Source organism: Frankia gtarii (assembly GCF_025403375.1).
GTDB lineage: Bacteria > Actinomycetota > Actinomycetes > Frankiales > Frankiaceae > Frankia > Frankia gtarii.
This window is the reverse complement of record NZ_JAMPTM010000137.1, coordinates 1-17,271: the sequence shown is the minus strand read 5'-3', so window position 1 is coordinate 17,271 and position 17,271 is coordinate 1. Positions and strand designations below refer to the sequence as shown.

General features: G+C 71.9%; 18 protein-coding genes. 10 read left to right on the top strand and 8 right to left on the bottom strand.

Going from position 1 to position 17,271, the window contains the following annotated elements:
* The 6 genes from NBZ83_RS19115 to NBZ83_RS19090 form a co-directional block, all read right to left on the bottom strand.
* A partial coding sequence (locus NBZ83_RS19115) for a COX15/CtaA family protein (RefSeq protein ID WP_261575531.1) occupies positions 1-995 on the bottom strand: 995 nt, incomplete at its 3' end.
* Positions 996-1,140: 145 nt separating this feature from the next.
* The gene (locus NBZ83_RS19110) at positions 1,141-1,989 is read right to left on the bottom strand and encodes an ABC transporter permease (protein WP_261569978.1); all 849 of its coding nucleotides are present in this window, start codon (positions 1,987-1,989) and stop codon (positions 1,141-1,143) included.
* Positions 1,986-3,089, bottom strand: coding sequence for an ABC transporter ATP-binding protein (locus NBZ83_RS19105; RefSeq protein ID WP_261569979.1), 1,104 nt, complete (start codon positions 3,087-3,089; stop codon positions 1,986-1,988). Before NBZ83_RS19105 ends, NBZ83_RS19110 begins: the two co-directional genes overlap by 4 nt.
* Before the next feature lie 78 nt (positions 3,090-3,167).
* Complete coding sequence (locus NBZ83_RS19100; protein ID WP_261569980.1) at positions 3,168-3,707, bottom strand: transcriptional regulator; 540 nt, start codon at positions 3,705-3,707, stop codon at positions 3,168-3,170.
* A gap of 520 nt (positions 3,708-4,227) precedes the next feature.
* Entirely contained in the window at positions 4,228-5,811 is a 1,584-nt protein-coding gene (gene glpK / locus NBZ83_RS19095) for a glycerol kinase GlpK (protein WP_261569981.1), read from the bottom strand.
* 110 nt (positions 5,812-5,921) lie between these two features.
* Positions 5,922-6,626: a hypothetical protein gene (locus tag NBZ83_RS19090; protein ID WP_261569982.1), complete on the bottom strand. Its 705-nt coding sequence runs from the start codon at positions 6,624-6,626 to the stop codon at positions 5,922-5,924.
* Between the two features lie 265 nt (positions 6,627-6,891).
* On the opposite strand from NBZ83_RS19090, the gene NBZ83_RS19085 reads away from it, so the two are divergent.
* Genes NBZ83_RS19085 through NBZ83_RS19050 form a run of 8 tightly spaced genes read left to right on the top strand, consistent with a single transcriptional unit; the run spans position 6,892 to position 13,730 of the window.
* Positions 6,892-7,695: a helix-turn-helix transcriptional regulator gene (locus tag NBZ83_RS19085; protein ID WP_261569983.1), complete on the top strand. Its 804-nt coding sequence runs from the start codon at positions 6,892-6,894 to the stop codon at positions 7,693-7,695.
* On the top strand, positions 7,692-9,104 hold the full coding sequence (sufB, locus tag NBZ83_RS19080; RefSeq protein ID WP_261569984.1) for a Fe-S cluster assembly protein SufB: 1,413 nt from the start codon (positions 7,692-7,694) through the stop codon (positions 9,102-9,104). The genes NBZ83_RS19085 and sufB overlap by 4 nt, the downstream gene beginning before the upstream one ends.
* Complete coding sequence (sufD, locus tag NBZ83_RS19075) at positions 9,104-10,303, top strand: Fe-S cluster assembly protein SufD (protein WP_261575530.1); 1,200 nt, start codon at positions 9,104-9,106, stop codon at positions 10,301-10,303. The genes sufB and sufD overlap by 1 nt, the downstream gene beginning before the upstream one ends.
* On the top strand, positions 10,300-10,659 hold the full coding sequence (locus NBZ83_RS19070) for a non-heme iron oxygenase ferredoxin subunit (protein ID WP_261569986.1): 360 nt from the start codon (positions 10,300-10,302) through the stop codon (positions 10,657-10,659). The genes sufD and NBZ83_RS19070 overlap by 4 nt, the downstream gene beginning before the upstream one ends.
* 8 nt (positions 10,660-10,667) lie before the next feature.
* On the top strand, positions 10,668-11,459 hold the full coding sequence (sufC, locus tag NBZ83_RS19065; RefSeq protein ID WP_261569987.1) for a Fe-S cluster assembly ATPase SufC: 792 nt from the start codon (positions 10,668-10,670) through the stop codon (positions 11,457-11,459).
* The gene (locus tag NBZ83_RS19060; RefSeq protein WP_261569988.1) at positions 11,456-12,778 is read left to right on the top strand and encodes a cysteine desulfurase; all 1,323 of its coding nucleotides are present in this window, start codon (positions 11,456-11,458) and stop codon (positions 12,776-12,778) included. The genes sufC and NBZ83_RS19060 overlap by 4 nt, the downstream gene beginning before the upstream one ends.
* Positions 12,775-13,281, top strand: coding sequence for a Fe-S cluster assembly sulfur transfer protein SufU (sufU, locus tag NBZ83_RS19055; protein WP_261569989.1), 507 nt, complete (start codon positions 12,775-12,777; stop codon positions 13,279-13,281). Before NBZ83_RS19060 ends, sufU begins: the two co-directional genes overlap by 4 nt.
* Positions 13,278-13,730, top strand: a complete 453-nt coding sequence (locus NBZ83_RS19050; protein WP_261569990.1) for a metal-sulfur cluster assembly factor — start codon at positions 13,278-13,280, stop codon at positions 13,728-13,730. Before sufU ends, NBZ83_RS19050 begins: the two co-directional genes overlap by 4 nt.
* A gap of 66 nt (positions 13,731-13,796) precedes the next feature.
* Here the strand turns inward: NBZ83_RS19050 and NBZ83_RS19045 are convergent, their stop codons facing one another.
* Together NBZ83_RS19045 and NBZ83_RS19040 are read right to left on the bottom strand one after the other, a co-directional pair.
* A complete protein-coding gene (locus NBZ83_RS19045) occupies positions 13,797-14,093 on the bottom strand; it encodes a hypothetical protein (RefSeq protein ID WP_261569991.1) in 297 nt (98 codons plus the stop codon).
* A 284-nt stretch (positions 14,094-14,377) separates the two neighbouring features.
* Entirely contained in the window at positions 14,378-14,746 is a 369-nt protein-coding gene (locus tag NBZ83_RS19040) for a winged helix-turn-helix transcriptional regulator (RefSeq protein ID WP_261569992.1), read from the bottom strand.
* Between the two features lie 103 nt (positions 14,747-14,849).
* Between NBZ83_RS19040 and NBZ83_RS19035 the strand changes: the two genes are divergently transcribed.
* Together NBZ83_RS19035 and glgC are read left to right on the top strand one after the other, a co-directional pair.
* Entirely contained in the window at positions 14,850-15,701 is an 852-nt protein-coding gene (locus NBZ83_RS19035; RefSeq protein ID WP_261569993.1) for an alpha/beta fold hydrolase, read from the top strand.
* A 312-nt stretch (positions 15,702-16,013) separates the two neighbouring features.
* Positions 16,014-17,252 (top strand): glucose-1-phosphate adenylyltransferase, encoded by a 1,239-nt coding sequence (gene glgC, locus NBZ83_RS19030; RefSeq protein ID WP_261569994.1) that lies wholly within the window; start codon positions 16,014-16,016, stop codon positions 17,250-17,252.
* Positions 17,253-17,271: the final 19 nt, after the last annotated feature.

Below are 17,271 nucleotides of genomic sequence, written 5' to 3'. Positions count from 1 at the left end.
GCCGGCGGGGCGGTGACGGGTGTCGCGTGCTCTGCCGGGGCGTCATCGGTCACCGTCGCCCCCGCAGCGGTCGCGGGGGCCGGGCGGGCGACCATGGCGAGCCACAGGCGCAGGGCGACGACCCACATCACGGTGGCGCCGGTCATGTGCAGGGCGACGAGGCCGGACGGGACGCCGAGGAAGTACTGGGCGAACCCGAGGCCGGCCTGCGCGACGACGACGGCGACCAGGGCGAGCGAGTCGCGTCGGGCCGCCGCGGGGGCGGCGGTGATGCGCACCGCGAACGCCATCGCCGCCACCAGGCCGGTCAGCAGCATCGCGCCGTCGGCGTGGAGCTGGGAGACGTTGACGATGTCGAAGCCGAAGCGGGCGGGGTGCTCGCTGTCGCCGCTGTGCGGGCCGGTGCCGGTCACCACCGTGCCGAGGACGAGGACGCCGGCGGAGACGACGACGAGCAGTCGGGCCAGCCACAGCAGCGCGGGGGCGACCGCCGGGGTCACCGGGCCGGCGCCCTGGCGGGCGCGGCGGTCGAGGACGACGGCGTTCCACAGCAGCACCATGGACAGCAGGAAGTGGGCGGCGACGGTCACCGGGTTCAGCTTCGTCAGGACGGTGATCCCGCCCAGCACGGCCTGGCCGAGGTAGCCCAGCCACAGGCCGAACGACAGCAGGGTCAGGTCCCGGCGGCGGCCGTCGCGCAGCCGCAGCGCCATGATCGGGGTGATGAGCACCACGACCCCGACGACCAGCCCGACCACCCGGTTGCCGAACTCGATCGCACCGTGCAGGGCGTACTCGGAGTGCGGGGTGAACGAGCCGTCGCCGCACTGCGGCCACGTCGGGCAGCCCAGACCGGAGCCGCTGAGCCGGACGACCCCGCCACTGACCACGATCAGGGACAGCGCGAAGACGTTGAGCGCGGTGACGAACTGGAACGCGCGCCGGCCGACGAGCGGCAATCTCCGACGCGTTGTAGAAGTTGGCACGGACGCCATAGTAACGCCCGGTGCGCTCACGTCCGGCCGGCCGGACGCAGCGCCGCCCGGTCGGGTCATGCGTGGCGGTCGGGTCATGCGTGGCGGTCGGGTCATGTGCGGCGGTCGGGTCATGTGCGGCGGTCGGGTCATGCGCGGCGGTCGGTTATTCCCAGCGGAAGGTGCGGGCGGCGAGGCCCAGGGTCACCACAGCCCACACCGCGAGCACGACCAGGTTGCGGACCCCGGGGCCGGAACCGTCGGCGAGGACGTCGCGCAACCCGTCCGACAACGCGGCGGTGGGCAGCACCTCGGCGATCGCCCGCAGCCAGCCGGGCAGCTTCGACAGCGGGAAGACCACCCCGCCGATCAGCAGCAGTAGCAGGTAGACGCCGTTGGCGGCGGCAAGCGTCGCCTCGGCGCGCAGGGTGCCGGCCATGAGCAGGCCGAGGCCGGAAAACGCGGCGGTGCCGAGCACGAGCAGTGCCAGCACCGACGGCACGGCGCCCGCCCCGCCGGCCGGATCCCAGCCCAGCGCGAAGCCCACGGCGACCAGCAGGACGAGCTGGATGACCTCGACGGCGAGCACGGCCGCGGTCTTGCCGGCGAGCAGGATCGAGCGGGGCAGCGGCGTCGCCCCGAGCCGTTTGAGCACCCCGTAGGAGCGTTCGAAGCCGGTGGCGATGGCCTGGCCGGTGAACGCGGTCGACATCACCGCGAGCGCGAGCACCCCGGGGACGAGGAAGTCGACCGACTTCTCGGTGCCGCTCGGCAGCACGTCGACGGCGGTGAAGAAGGCGAGCAGGCCGATCGGGATGATCATCGTCAGCAGTACGGACTCGCCGCGGCGCAGGGTGAGGATCAGTTCGAGCCGGGTCTGCGCGGCGAACATCCGGGCCCGGGTGGCCGCCGCCGGCGCCGGGCGCAGGTCGAGCAGGCCGGCGCCACCGCGGCCGGCAGCGGGCTGGTGGGGGCCCGGGCCGCTGGGCGAGCCGAACGCGTCGGCGGCGGTCACGAAACCAGCTCCGAACCGGTCAGCTCCACGAAGACGTCCTCCAGTGTTCGTTGCTCGACCCGGAGATCCTCCGCGAGCACGCCGTTGCCGGCGCACCAGGCGGTCACCGCGGCGAGCAGCTGCGGATCGACCGTGCCCTGGACCAGGTAGTGCCCGACCGGCCCCTCGTGGGCGGTGGTGCCCTCCGGCAGCGCGAGCAGCAGCTTGCCGAGCTCCAGGCCGGTGGGGGCGCGGAAGCGCAGCTGGCCCTCGGCGCCACCGCGGGTGAGCTCCGCGGGCGAGCCGACGGCCACGACCCGGCCGCGATTGATGATGATCACCTGGTCGGCGAGGCGCTCGGCCTCGTCCATGGCGTGGGTGGTGAGCACGACGGTGACGCCGGCCGTACGCAGCTCCTCGATCAGCTCCCAGGTGGTGCGCCGACCGGCGACGTCCAGCCCGGCCGTCGGCTCGTCGAGGAACACCAGCTCGGGTCGGCCGACCACGGCCATCGCCAGTGACAGCCGCTGCTGTTGGCCACCGGACAGCCGGCGGAACGGGGTGCCGGCGGAGTCGGTCAGGCCGAGCCGGTCCAGCAGCGCCGCGGGATCGAGCGGGTGGCGGTGGTGCGCCGCGACAAGGCGCAGCATCTCCCCGGCTCGAGCACCCGGGTACATCCCGCCGGCCTGGAGCATCACCCCGACGCGGGGGCGCAGGGCGACCGCGTCCCCGATCGGGTCGAGGCCCAGGATGCGGACCTCACCGGCGTCGGCCCGGCGAAAGCCCTCGCAGATTTCCACCGTCGTCGTCTTGCCGGCACCGTTGGGGCCCAGCAACGCCGTCACGGAGCCGACCGGGACGCTCAGTGACAGGTTATCGACGGCACGTATCCGGCTGTCGGAGGGGGTGCCCCGCCCGGCGGGTGCCGCGAACGTTGCGGGCGTCGTCGAGACCTCGGTGAACGGCGCGGGCCGCAGACTCGGCGCGGCGGAACCGCGGCGGCCACGTCGGCCGGGGCCCCGGGAGCCCTCCGCCCGGGCGGCCCCGGACCGGGAGGGAACGGACCGCGTGGAGTAGGTCTTCACGAGGCCCGTGACGCTGATTGCCAGGATCTCGGCCACCTGGCGATCCTACGGATCCGACCGGGGGGAAGGGGGGTTCATTCCTGCCACCTCGGAGCCGACCGCGGGCTGGCGCCGTCAACTTCGCTGCTGCGGCGGCCGGATGGGCAGAACCCGCCGCCGTGCGCCGACCGCCACCGGCTCGCCCGGCTCCACCAACGCGCCCCAGGCGCCGAGCCGTTCGTAGAGCATCGACGGCGTCGTGCTGTACAGCCGCGACAGCGACTGCAGGTCAGAGCGGCGCAGCCGCAGAAGGTCGCGAGAGCTGTCCGAGCGCAGTACCTGCACGATCGCGATCCAGCGCCGTAGCGGGCCGGTCCGGGTCGGCGGCAGTTTGCGCAGCCGGCGTAGGTCGATGACGAGTGGGGGAAGGTGGTCGACGTCACGGCGGTCGGCCGCCGGTGGGACCAGCAGGGTCGCCGGAACGTCGTACAGATCGGCGAGCTCGACGAGCCGGTGCACCCGCAGGGTACGGGAGCCTCGTTCGTAGGCTCCCAGAGTTCCCGCGGTCCACCGACCGTGGGTGCGCTCCTGGACATCCAGTAGCGACATGCCACGCCGGTTGCGCGCGGCGCGAAGCCGGCGCCCGAGCTCCAGGGCGTAGTCCGCCTCGGTCACGGTCTCCGTCCGGGTCAGGTCGACAGGAGACGCCAACCGCCCCCCAGTAACACCCTGTCAGGCATTGGTGCGTCTGGCAGCCGGTTCGACCAAGAAGGCTCAAGGGAATGTGGCCCCGACGTGTTCCTGTGAATGCAGGGTGCAGCAGGCTCAGGGGTGGGGACGTTCTACCGGTGGCGTTCGGTGACCAATTTACGTCACCTGGTGCGATGCCGCGGTGACCTGATCGGCCGCGCGGCAACCGGGTCCGCGCCCGCCCAGTGAGCGCCAGAGCACGTCAGCAGCGTGCGTTGCCGCGGCTTCCTGTGCAGGTACAGGTGCCCTACCTCGGCTCGACCCAGTTGTACGGGTACGGGGCCACGGGACGAGCCGCGCAGGGCCCGGCCGCGCAGGTCCGCAGCAACTGCGCCCGTCGTGGCGACGACGATGAGTAACGACGGGTACCGGTAACAGCAGGGGTGGAAGAGGTTCGTCGAGCGAGGTTCGTCGAGCGCGATTCTGGTCGAGCGCGGTGTTGTCCCTACGAGGTTCCTTCGTCGCGGTCGGTGTCCTCGGCGTCGATCTCGGCGTCGATCTCGGCGTCGGTGTCGTCGGTGTCGTCGGCCCAGGCGCGGGCGCGGTCGACGGCGGCCAGCCAACGGCGGTAGGCACGGTCGCGCTGGGCGGGCGGCATCGCCGGGCGGTAGCGCCGCTCGCTGCGTCGGTGCGCGGCGAGCGCGGTCGGGTCGGTGAAGAAGCCGATGGCCAGGCCCGCGAGGTACGCCGAGCCGAGTGCGGTGGTCTCGATGTTGTCGGGCACGTCGACGTCGACGCCGAGGATGTCGGCCTGGAACTGCATGAGCCACGGGTTGCGCGCGGCCCCGCCGTCCGCGCGCAGCTCCCGCACGGCGAATCCGGCGCCGGCCATCGCCTCGACGACGTCGCGGGTCCGGTAGGCGATGCCCTCCAGCACCGCGCGGGCCAGGTGCGCCCGGCCGGTGCCGCGGGTGATCCCGAGCAGCGTGCCGCGGGCGCGCGGGTCCCAGTGCGGCGCGCCGAGGCCGGTGAGCGCCGGGACGAAGTAGACGCCGTCGTTGCCGGGCAGCGAGGCGGCCAGCTGTGCCGTCTCGGCGGCGTCGCGGATGATCCCCAGGGAGTCGCGCAGCCAGCCGACCGCCGCGCCGGTGGACAGGATCGCGCCCTCCAGGGCGTAGCGCACGGGCTCGCCGTCGAGCTGGTAGGCGACCGTCCGCAGCAGTGACGACTGCGGCGGCGGCACCGTCGGACCGGTGTTGACCAGGACGAACGAGCCGGTGCCGTAGGTGTTCTTGGCCTGCCCCGGCTCGACGCAGCCCTGGGCGAACAGGGCGGCCTGCTGGTCGCCGACGGCGGCGGCGACCGGGATCCGCACACCGAGGAAGGCATCCGGGTCGGTCTCGGCGTAGACCCGGGAGCTTGGCACCACGTCGGGCAGCATCTCGGCGGGCACGTCGAACAGGTCCAGCATGTCGGGGGCCCAGGCCGCGGTGGCGAGGTCGAGCAGCAGCGTCCGGGAGGCGTTGGTGACGTCGGTGACGTGGACGGCGCCGCCGGTCAGCTTCCACACCAGCCAGGAGTCGACGGTGCCGAAGGCGATCTCGCCGCGGCCGGCGCGGCGGCGCAGCGCCGGGTCCCGGTCCAGGATCCAGCCGATCTTCGTGGCGGAGAAGTACGGGTCGAGGACGAGGCCGGTGCGGTCGCCGACGGCGGCCGCGTGCCCGCCGGCGGCGAGGCGCTCGCAGTGGGCGGCCGTACGCCGGTCCTGCCAGACGATCGCCGGACCGACCGGGGTGGAGGAGGACCGCTCCCACACCACGGTGGTCTCCCGCTGGTTGGTGATGCCCAGCGCGGCGAGGTCGGTGGGGCGCAGATCGGCGTCGGCCAGCGCCGCGTTGACGGTGTCGACGACGCTGCGCCACAGTTCCTCGGGATCCTGCTCGACCCGGCCGGGTCGCGGGAAGCTGGGATGGATCTCGGTGTATCCGCGCCCGGCGACCCGCCCGTCGCGATCGAGCAGACAGACCGTGGTCCCGGTGGTGCCCTGGTCGACCGCGGCCACCACGCTGCCCCGTGCAGGTGTGCCCATCGTTGCCTCCCGCCGTGCGCGTCTGCCTGCCCGCGCCTGTCCGCGCCGCCGTCCGGCAGATCTTGCCGCACTCCGCGGGAACGGGCGTGGCGCCGTGCCCGGGCCAGGCGTCAGCCCAGGCTGGACAGGTCGACGGCGGAGCCGGGCGGGGTGACGGCCGCGGCCGGACCGTAGCCGTCGAAGTCCACCTGGTTGGTGGAGCTGCCCGCGACGGTGATCCGCAGGGGGTAGGCGGGGCCGGTGTTCGCGACGAGGAAGGCGGTGCCGTCGGGCGCCGCCGCCCGCACCGCCCGGGCGCCGTCGACCTTCTCCCGCCGCACCTCGCCGGCGAGGCCGACGAGGTAGCTGTTGAGGGAGTCGCTGAGCCGGGCGAGGGTGAAGTAGCTGTACTTGGCGGCGTCGGCGGGCGCGAGCCGGACCCACCGGTCGGCGAGCAGGTCGGCGGCGGCGGCCTCGCCCGTCGCCGTGTAGAAGGCGCGGCCGCGCCGGACGTAGGTGTCGTCGGCGATCTTGACGAGTTGGGTCTGCTGGCCGTACTCCTCGATGGTGCCACGGGTCGTCGTGGCGGACATCACCAGGTCGTAGCGGGCGGGGGAGTCGGAGCTCGGGTCCTTCTCGGTGCCCACCACATGTACTCCGGGGGCGGAGCGCAGCGCCGCGAGCGTGCGGGAGCCGACCTCGGCGGCCGGCAGCTTCTCCAGGCCGTTGGTCTTCTCGCCCCCGCCGCCGCAGGCCGCGGCTGTGCCGAGGGCGAGCAGCAGGCCGAGTCCGAGCAGGGTCCGCCCGATCGCGCCGTGCCGTCGTCGAGCCCGCATTCGTCCGCCACCTCCCCGTTCGAGTCCGCCGGGGGTGGGCGTCCGCAGGGACGACCCGCCCGGTGGTGCCGCAAGTCTGGCATCACGCCGTCGACGGGCGCGGACAGGGCATGCACCGTGGGTAGATGTTGTGCGGATGCGGTACGCGACCAGCCCCGGCATCATGGCTGGGGTGGGCCCCACCTGTGACGGACATCGCCTCGGGATGGATCTGATCGGGGGCCCTCGGTTCGACCCCGTCCCGTAAATAGGGCACACTAGCGTTGTGAAAAAAGACCACGATGCCTCGGGCGGGACGGCCGACGGCCGCACCCGCGACCGGGTCGTGCGTCTGCTGCTGGAGGGCGGGTCGGCCACGGCGGCCGAGCTGTCCCGGCAGCTCGGCGTGTCCCCGGCGGGCATCCGCCGGCACCTCGACGCCATGGTCGGGGACGGCATCATCACCCCGACCGAGAGCCGTTCGCGCGAGCCGCGGGGCCGCGGCCGGCCGGCCCGCAGCTACGCGCTCACCGAGGCCGGCCACCGGGCCGGTCCGACGGCGTACTCCGACCTCGCGGCCGGCGCACTGCGGTTCCTGGCGGAGGTCGTCGGACCCTCGGCGGTCAGCCAGTTCGCCGAGGGCCGGGCCTCCGACCTGGAGCGTCGGGTGCGCTCCGCGGTCGTCGCGGCGGAGCCGGCCGATCGCCCGGCGGCGCTGGCCGAGGCGATGACGGCCGCCGGCTACACGGCCAGCGTCTCGGAGCTGCCGACCGGTCTGCAGATCTGCCAGCACCACTGCCCGGTCCAGTTCGTCGCGGAGCGCTTCCCGGCGCTGTGCGACGCCGAGACCGCGGCGCTCGCCCGGGTCCTCGACACCCATGTGCAGCGCCTGGCGACGATCGCGCACGGCGACGGCGTCTGCACGACTCACATCCCTGTGGGCGCGGCGCCGGGATCGGTTCCGGATGGTCCGTCCTACCAGGGCGTATCCCGTGCGGACGGGTCGAGGCCGACCGCGTCCGAACCGCGCCCCGCACCCGCGCCCCCGACCTGCTCACCATCCCCGTCTTCGGAGGGTTCCGCCCTATGACAACCTCTGCCGAGACCGCCCTCGAAGGCCTTGGTTCCTACAAGTTCGGCTGGGCTGACACCGACGCCTACGCCGACGACGTCCAGCGCGGCGTGTCCGAGGCGGTCGTCCGCAACATCTCGGCGAAGAAGTCCGAGCCGTCGTGGATGACCGACCTGCGCCTGAAGGGCCTGCGGCTGTTCGAGCGCAAGCCGATGCCGACCTGGGGCGCGGACCTCTCCGGCATCGACTTCGACAACATCAAGTACTTCGTCCGCTCCACCGAGAAGCAGGCCGCCGAGTGGTCGGACCTGCCCGAGGACATCAAGGCGACCTACGACCGGCTCGGCATCCCGGAGGCGGAGAAGCAGCGCCTCGTCTCGGGCGTCGCCGCGCAGTACGAGTCCGAGGTCGTCTACCACAAGATCCGTGAGGATCTTGAGGAGCAGGGCGTCATCTTCCTGGACACCGACTCCGGCCTGCGCGAGCACCCGGAGCTGTTCCAGGAGTACTTCGGCTCGGTCATCCCGGTCGGCGACAACAAGTTCGCCGCGCTGAACACGTCCGTGTGGTCGGGCGGGTCGTTCATCTACGTGCCGCCGGGCGTGCAGGTGGAGATCCCGCTGCAGGCCTACTTCCGGATCAACACCGAGAACATGGGCCAGTTCGAGCGGACGCTGATCATCGTCGACGAGGGTGCCTACGTGCACTACGTCGAGGGCTGCACGGCGCCGGTCTACTCCTCGGACTCGCTGCACTCCGCGGTCGTCGAGATCATCGTGAAGAAGAACGCGCGCTGCCGGTACACGACCATCCAGAACTGGTCGAACAACGTCTACAACCTGGTCACCAAGCGGGCTGCCTGCCACGAGGGCGCCACGATGGAGTGGGTCGACGGCAACATCGGCTCCAAGGTGACGATGAAGTACCCGGCGGTGTGGCTGCTCGGTGAGCACGCCAAGGGCGAGGTCCTCTCGATCGCCTTCGCCGGTGCCGGCCAGCACCAGGACGCCGGCGCCAAGATGGTGCACGCCGCGCCCCGCACGTCGTCGACGATCATCTCGAAGTCGGTGGCCCGCGGCGGCGGCCGCACCTCCTACCGCGGCCTCGTGCAGATCAACGAGGGCTCCGCGGCGTCGAGGTCGACGGTCAAGTGCGACGCGCTGCTCGTGGACACCATCAGCCGCTCGGACACCTACCCCTATGTGGACGTGCGCGAGGACGACGCCTCCATCGGCCACGAGGCCAGCGTCTCCAAGGTCGGCGCGGACCAGCTGTTCTACCTGATGAGCCGCGGCCTGTCGGAGGAGGAGGCGATGGCCATGATCGTGCGTGGCTTCGTCGAGCCCATCGCCCGCGAGCTGCCGATGGAGTACGCCCTCGAGCTGAACCGGCTCATCGAACTGCAGATGGAAGGTGCGGTCGGCTGATGGTCGTCATCGACGCCACCGGGCGCCCCCCGATGGCCTCCGGAGCCGTGCCCCGCCCGGTGCGATCGCGCAACCCGCTCGACCACGGCGTGCCCACCGGCCGCGAGGAGGCGTGGCGGTTCACCCCGCTGCGCCGGCTGCGCGGCCTGCTCGCCGGCCCCGACGCCGACGGCAAGGTGTCCGTCACCGTCTCGGCGCCGGCCGGGGTCGCCGTGGAGCAGCTCGACGCCGCCGACCCGCGCATCGGCCGGGTGCTCACCCCGGCGGACCGGGTCGCCGCGTTCGCCATGGCCCGCGCCGGCGGGGCGACGGCCGTCACGATCCCGGCCGAGGCCGCCCTGGCCGAGCCGGTGATCGTGCACCTGCACGGCGAGAGCCCCCGGACCGCGGCCGGTGCCGCCGCCGGGGTCGCCTACGGCCATCTGAGCATCGAGGTCGGCCCGTTCGCGTCGGCCACTGTCGTGCTCGACCACACCGGCAGCGCCACCTACGCCGGCAACGTCGAGGTGTACGTCGGCCACGGCGCCTCGCTGACCTTCGTGTCCCTGCAGGACTGGGACGCGGGTGCCGTGCACGTCGGCGCGCACGCCTACTCGATCGGCCGCGACGCGAAGCTGCGCTCGTTCACCGTCACCCTCGGCGGCGACCTGGTCCGGCTCAACCCGACCGTCGTGTACCGCGGCCCGGGTGGCGACGCCGAGCTCAACGGCGTGTTCTTCACCGACGCCGGCCAGCACCAGGAGCACCGGCTGCTTGTCACGCACACCCCGCGGTCGTGTCGCAGCCGGGTGACCTACAAGGGCGCGCTGCGCGGCGACGCGGCGCACTCGGTGTGGATCGGCGACGTGCTCATCGAGGCGGACGCGGTCGACACCGACACCTACGAGCTCAACCGCAATCTGGTGCTCACCGACGGCGCCCGCGCCGACTCGGTGCCCAACCTGGAGATCCTCACCGGGGAGATCGTCGGGGCCGGCCACGCCAGCGCCACCGGCCGCTTCGACGACGAGGCCCTGTTCTACCTGCAGTCCCGCGGCATCCCGCCGGCCGAGGCCCGCCGGCTGGTCGTGCACGGCTTCTTCGCCGAGGTCATCGATCGCATCCAGGTCACCGAGGTGCGGGACCGGATCATGGCGACGGTCTCCGATCGGCTCGGCGAGACGCCGGCCGACGACGGCGCCGAGCCGGCGGGCGCATGAGCACCGCCGCCGACCCCGTGACCACCCCCCGCTGGCACCGGGTATGTGCGCTGGCCGACCTGGCCGACGACACGGCGCTCGGCACCGAGATCGAGGGCGTGCCGGTGTGCGTCGTGCGGGCCGGGGAGCGGGTCTACGCGGTGCGCGACGAGTGCTCGCACGCCGACGTACAGCTTTCCCAGGGCGAGGTCGAGAACGGCAAGATCGAGTGCTGGCTGCACGGGTCCCATTTCGACCTGGCCAGCGGCAAGGCGCTGACCCTGCCGGCGATCGACCCGGTGCCCACCTACGCAGTGACCATCGACGGCGACGACGTGCTCGTCGACGTCGCACATTCGAACCTGGAACGAGGGTGACGGCAGCGGTGTCGACCTTGGAGATTCGTAACCTGCACGTCTCGGTCGAGACGGAGGAGGGCCCGCGCGAGATCCTGCGCGGCGTCGACCTCACCGTCCGCAAGGGTGAGACGCACGCGATCATGGGTCCGAACGGCTCGGGCAAGTCGACGCTGTCGTACTCGATCGCGGGCCACCCCAAGTACACCGTGACCGGCGGCAGCATCACGCTCGACGGCGAGGACGTCCTCACGATGGGCGTCGACGCCCGCGCCCGCGCCGGGATCTTCCTGGCGATGCAGTACCCGGTGGAGATCCCCGGGGTGTCGGTGTCGAACTTCCTGCGCTCCTCGGCCACGGCCGTGCGCGGCGAGGCGCCGAAGCTGCGTACCTGGGTCAAGGAGGTCAAGGCCTCCATGGAGGCCCTGGAGATGGACCCGGCGTTCGCCGAGCGCGGCGTCAACGAGGGCTTCTCCGGCGGTGAGAAGAAGCGCCACGAGATCCTCCAGATGGCGCTGCTCAAGCCGAAGATCGCCGTGCTCGACGAGACCGACTCCGGCCTCGACGTCGACGCGCTGCGCATCGTCTCCGGCGGCATCGAGGCCGTGCGGGCCAAGGGGGAGACGGGCATCCTGCTCATCACCCACTACACCCGCATCCTGCGCTACATCAAGCCCGAGTTCGTGCACGTGATGGCGGCCGGGCGCATCGTCGACGAGGGCGGCCCGGAACTCGCCGCCGTGCTGGAGGACTCCGGCTACGACCGCTACGTCAAGGGCGGCGAGGCCGCGGCGCCGGCGGGAGCGGGAGCGGTGTCATGACGTTGACCGAGTCGCTGGTCGTCGGCGGCACACCGGGCGCCGCGGGCTTCGACGTCGAGCAGGTCCGCAAGGACTTCCCGATCCTCGCCCGCACGGTGCACGACGACCTTCCACTGGTCTACCTCGACAGCGCCGCCACCTCGCAGAAGCCGCTGGCCGTCCTCGACGCCGAGCGTGCCTACTACGAGCTGCACAACGCCAACGTGCACCGCGGCATCCACGTGCTCGCCGAGGAGGCCACCGGCCTGTACGAGGCGACGCGGGACAAGGTCGCCGCCTTCATCGGCGCGACCGACCGGCGCGAGGTCGTCTTCACGAAGAACTCCACCGAGGCGCTGAACCTCGTCGCCTACGCCATGAGTAACGCGGAGACCACCGGCGCGGAGGCGGAGCGCTTCCGGATCGGCCCCGGCGACGAGATCGTCGTGACCGAGATGGAGCACCACTCCAACCTGGTGCCCTGGCAGATGCTCGCCCGGCGCACCGGCGCCACCCTGCGCTGGATCGGGCTGACCGACGACGGCCGGCTGAACCTCGACAACCTCGACGCGGTCATCACCGACCGGGCGAAGGTCGTCTCGATGGTCCACCAGTCGAACATCCTCGGCACGGTCAACCCGGTGGCGCGCATCGTCGCCCGGGCCCGCGAGGTCGGCGCGCTCACCGTCCTCGACGGCTCCCAGTCGGTGCCGCACATGCCGATCGACGTCGCCGAGCTCGGCGTCGACTTCCTGGCCTTCACCGGCCACAAGATGTGCGCGCCGACCGGCGTCGGGGTGCTCTGGGGGCGCCACGAGCTCCTGGAGGTCATGCCGCCGTTCCTCGGCGGCGGCGAGATGATCGAGATCGTCACGATGGAGGGGTCGACCTACGCGGCCCCGCCGCACCGCTTCGAGGCCGGCACCCCGATGATCAGCCAGGTCGTCGGGCTCGGTGCCGCCGTGGACTACCTGACGGCGCTGGGCATGCCGGCGATCGCCGAGCACGAGCACGCCGTCACCGGATACGCCCTCGACGCGCTCGCCACCGTGCCCGGCACCCGGATCATCGGGCCGCCGACCGACATCGACCGCGGCGGGGCGATCTCCTTCGTCCTGCACGACGACACCGGCCGGGCGATTCACCCCCACGACGTGGGGCAGCTCCTCGACGAGCGCGGCATCGCCGTGCGCGTCGGCCACCACTGCGCCCGGCCGGTCTGCCTGCGCTTCGGCGTGCCGGCCACGACCCGGGCATCGTTCCACCTGTACACGACGACCGGCGAGGTCGACGCGTTGGTGGAAGGTCTGCACGGGGTTCGGAGGTTCTTCTCGAGGTGAAGCTCGATTCCATGTACCAGGAGATCATCCTGGACCACTACCGCAATCCGTTGCACCGCGGCCTGCGCGACCCGTTCGACGCCGAGGTGCACCACGTCAACCCGACCTGCGGCGACGAGGTCACCCTGCGGGTGAAGGTCTCCGACGGGGTCGTCGAGGACGTCTCCTACGAGAGCGAGGGCTGCTCGATCAGCCAGGCCTCGGCGAGCGTCATGAGCGACCTGGTCATCGGCAAGAAGATCGACGAGGCGCTCGAGCTCGAACGCGAGTTCCTGGCGCTGATGCAGTCGCGGGGCACCGCGGAGGGCAACGAGGACGTGCTGGAGGACGCGGTGGCGTTCGCCGGCGTCTCGAAGTACCCCGCCCGGGTAAAGTGCGCCCTGCTGTCCTGGATGGCCTGGAAGGACGCGACGGCCAAGGCCGTCGACCCGGCCGCCGCCACCGGTGCCGCGCCAGCCCCCGTCGGCGCACCCCTCGACGTACCCGAGCAGGAGAAGCCATGAGCGACGCGGTCACCGACACTCGCGCCGAGACGGCGGCGAGCGACAGCCCGGCGCCGGCCACCGGCCCCGCGGCCGCCGCCGCCGGCATCGCGCCGGCCACGGTCGCGGAGCGGGCCGTGGGCCTGGAGCTCGCCGAGTTCGCCGACATCGAGGAGGCGATGCGTGATGTCGTCGACCCCGAGCTCGGCATCAACGTCGTCGACCTCGGCCTCGTCTACGGCATCCACGTCGCCGACGACAACACGGTCACCCTCGACATGACGCTGACCTCGGCGGCCTGCCCGCTGACCGACGTCATCGAGGACCAGACCCGCTCCGCGCTCGTCGACGGCCCCGACGGCCTCGTCGCCGGCGTGACGATCAACTGGGTCTGGATGCCCCCGTGGGGCCCCGACAAGATCACCGACGACGGCCGCGAGCAGCTGCGCGCCCTCGGCTTCAACGTCTGATCCTCCCAGCGAGCCGCCGCCGGTCTGGCCGGATCATCCTCCGGCCAGACCGGGCCGCCGCCCCGATCATCCGGGTTTCGCCACGGCGCCCTCACAGCACAGGGCGGCCGAGTAGACGCCGGTGAACGGATTGACGTTCAGCCCCCGGCTTCGCTGAATATCGCCATCTCGATGTGAGCCTGGGGTGGAACCAACGTGACCGCAGCCGACACCGTGGATATTGCTGTTCTGGCCGAGCGCATCACACGTGCCGCTGCGGCTGGTCCGAGGGTCCTCGTCGGGATCGACGGCCCAGGCGCCGCCGGCAAGAGCACGCTGGCCGGTCAGCTGGCGGCTGCCATCCCTTCCGCGCACGTCGTGCATGTCGACGACTTCTACCTGCCCTCCAGTCGGCGGACTGAACGGCGGGGCACCGTTGGCCCATTGTTCGATCTGCCTCGGCTCGCCGACCAGGTCGCCTTCTTGCGGTGGGTGTGTCGCTGAGGGTGGGCGGCGCCGCGCTGTTCACCCGGGCGGGTGACTGCCGCTGCACGGGCTGGCTCGCCGTCTACCACAGCATCGACGGCACACCCGGTAGTCCGGCCTGAGGTCACGGTCCGTGCCCGCGCAATCAAATCCGAGCGGAACCGCGCCGGTGCTTCCCGTGATCAGCGCGGGGTGGCGGAGCGGTGCTCGTCGATCGCCGGCATGTGCGTCTCGGCCCAGTCCCGCAGGGCCGCGAGCGGCTCGTTCAGGGAGCGCCCGAGACCGGTCAGCGAGTAGTGGACGCTCGGTGGCACCGTGTCCTGCACGCGCCGCGTCACCAGGCCGTCGGCGACCAGACCCTGCAACGTGTGCGACAGCATCTTCTGGGACACGCCGGGCATGCGGCGGCGCAGCTCGCTGAACCGCAGCTCGCCCGGATCCGCCGCGGCGAGCAACTTGACGATCATCGAGACCCACTTGGTGCCGATCCGGTCGAGCAACCGGCGCGTCGGGCAGCCGGGAGAGAACAGATCTCCGCGGGCGGCGGTCACTTCGGCCTCACCACCTGTCGTGAAAGTGCCGTCTTCTGTGGACGGTTCAGGTTACCTATCGTGCAGTGGTTACCAAAGGAGACCACCTGCCGGGAGGCTGACCGTGGACACCAATCCGCACCGCGAGACGAAACTGCACCGCGTCGAGACGAACGGGACGGAGCTCGCCGTGGTCACCGCCGGCGAGGGGCCGGCGGTGCTGCTCATGCATGGCTGGCCGCACACGCACGACCTGTGGAACCTGGTGCTGCCCCAGCTCGCCCGGACCCGTCGCGTGATCGCGCCGGATCTGCGCGGCCTCGGCGGCAGCCGCCGTGAGACAGCCGGCTACGACCTGCACACCCTCGCCGACGACATGTCCGGGCTGCTCGACGCACTCGCCGTCGACCAGGCCGACGTCGTCGGGATCGATGCCGGCGCACCCCCCGCGTTCATGCTCGCGATGCGTGCGTCGCGCCGCGTCCGGCGGCTGGTGCTGATGGAGTCCCTGCTCGGCACGCTGCCGGGAGCCGAGAGCTTCCTGCGCGGCGGGCCGCCGTGGTGGTTCGGCTTCCATCAGGTACCCGGTCTGGCCGAGACCGTGCTGGTCGGCCGGGAAGGCGAGTATCTCGACTGGTTCCTGCGCGCCGGCACCCACGACGCAACCGGGGCGCCGGGGCCCGTCCGCGACGCGTTCGTCGCCGCCTACGCCGGTGCCGAGGCGTTGCGCTGCGGCTTCGAGTACTACCGCGCGATGCCGGTCAACGCCCGTCAGATCGCCGACGCGGTGGCGGCGGGGCGCCTGGGCGTCCCCACGATGGCGATCGGGGCCCGCCCGGTCGGAGACGCGTTGTTCCGCCAGTTGGAGCCGGTGGCCGACCGGCTCACCGGCCATCTGATCGACAACTGCGGCCACCTCATCCCTCTGGACGCACCGGGGGAGTTCCTCCGCCTCGTCCGGCCGTTCCTCGGGTGATCGTGCGGACAATCGTGCGGACACAGGTGTGGCCCGACGAGGTCGGCTCGGCCCTGGGGTTGACCCCGTTCGGGGCAGTCGTCCGGCGGCGGCTCCGAGCCTCGCAGGCCCAGCTTGTAGGGTCGCAACAGGCGATCGGCGGAGTCATCGGACATTCGCGGCAAGGGTCCCCATCCGGCAGCTTTCCCGTCGAGTCCGGCACGGATTGAGGGGTCGTTCGGGACGCCGGGTGTGGACGGATACCTGGCCGGGCAGGGACGTGTCGGCCCGCGGATCGCCCCGCAGACCATGCCAGGAGACGGGAGCAAGTCTGTGCCGAGTCCGCGGGTCCTCGGCCTGGTACTGGCCGGGGGAGCCGGACGGCGGCTGGCGCCGCTGACGGCCGATCGGGCCAAGCCCGCCGTTCCCTTCGGTGGGTTGTACCGGCTGATCGATTTCGTGTTATCCAACCTGGTCAACGCCGGCTATCTGCGGATTGCCGTGCTCACCCAGTACAAGAGCCACAGCCTCGACCGGCACATCACCACGACGTGGCGGATGAGCAACCTGCTGGGCAACTACGTCACCCCGGTGCCGGCGCAGCAGCGCCTGGGCCCGTGGTGGTTCGCCGGCAGCGCCGACGCCATCCACCAGTCGCTGAACCTCGTCCACGACGACAACCCGGACATCGTCGTCGTCTTCGGCGCCGACCACGTCTACCGGATGGATCCCCGGCAGATGGTCGCCCAGCACCTCGACTCCGGCGCCGGGGTGACCGTCGCCGGGCTGCGCGTGCCGCGGGCGGAGGGCCGGTCGTTCGGGGTGATCCAGACCGGCCGGGACGGCCGGACCATCGAGGCGTTCCTGGAGAAGCCCGCCGACCCGCCCGGTCTGCCGGACAGCCCCAAGGAGACGTTCGCGTCCATGGGCAACTACGTCTTCTCCACCGACGTGCTCATCGACGCGCTGCGCAAGGACGCCGATGACGAGGACAGCCGGCACGACATGGGCGGCGACATCATCCCGATGCTGGTCAAGCAGCGCGCCGCCGCCGTCTACGACTTCACCGACAACGTCGTGCCCGGCACGACCGCCCGTGACCGCGGCTACTGGCGCGACGTCGGCACGCTCGACTCCTACTTCGACGCGCAGATGGACCTGTGCGCGCTCGACCCGGTGTTCAACCTGTACAACCGCGAGTGGCCGATCCTGACCAGCGTGCCGTCGCTGCCGCCGGCCAAGTTCGTCCACGACGACCCGCGGCGCACCGGCACCGCGATCAACAGCATCGTCAGCAACGGTGTGATCGTCTCCGGTGGCACCGTGCGGTCCTCGGTGCTCTCGCCGGGCGTGCGGATCAACTCCTGGGCCGAGGTCGACCGCGCCGTCGTTCTGGACAACGCCGTCGTCGGGCGCGGCGCCATCGTCCGCGACGCGATCCTGGACAAGAACGTCCACGTCCCCCCGGGCTGCCAGGTCGGCGTCGACAAAGACCGTGACCGCGCCCGCGGCTACACCGTCAGCGAGCACGGTGTCACCGTGGTCGGCAAGGGCGTCACCGTCACCGACTGATCCCGCACCACCCGTCCCG

Bases quoted from the DNA above. Each gene is read 5' to 3' on its own strand.
- glpK (WP_261569981.1), bottom strand. From the start codon at position 5,811: ATGGGCACACCTGCACGGGGCAGCGTGGTGGCCGCGGTCGACCAGGGC.
- NBZ83_RS19090 (WP_261569982.1), bottom strand. From the start codon at position 6,626: ATGCGGGCTCGACGACGGCACGGCGCGATCGGGCGGACCCTGCTCGGA.
- sufB (WP_261569984.1), top strand. From the start codon at position 7,692: ATGACAACCTCTGCCGAGACCGCCCTCGAAGGCCTTGGTTCCTACAAG.
- sufD (WP_261575530.1), top strand. From the start codon at position 9,104: ATGGTCGTCATCGACGCCACCGGGCGCCCCCCGATGGCCTCCGGAGCC.
- NBZ83_RS19070 (WP_261569986.1), top strand. From the start codon at position 10,300: ATGAGCACCGCCGCCGACCCCGTGACCACCCCCCGCTGGCACCGGGTA.
- NBZ83_RS19060 (WP_261569988.1), top strand. From the start codon at position 11,456: ATGACGTTGACCGAGTCGCTGGTCGTCGGCGGCACACCGGGCGCCGCG.
- NBZ83_RS19050 (WP_261569990.1), top strand. From the start codon at position 13,278: ATGAGCGACGCGGTCACCGACACTCGCGCCGAGACGGCGGCGAGCGAC.
- NBZ83_RS19045 (WP_261569991.1), bottom strand. From the start codon at position 14,093: ATGCACGACGTGCGCGGAAGGGATGGCAGCCGCCAGCTGACCGGCCAG.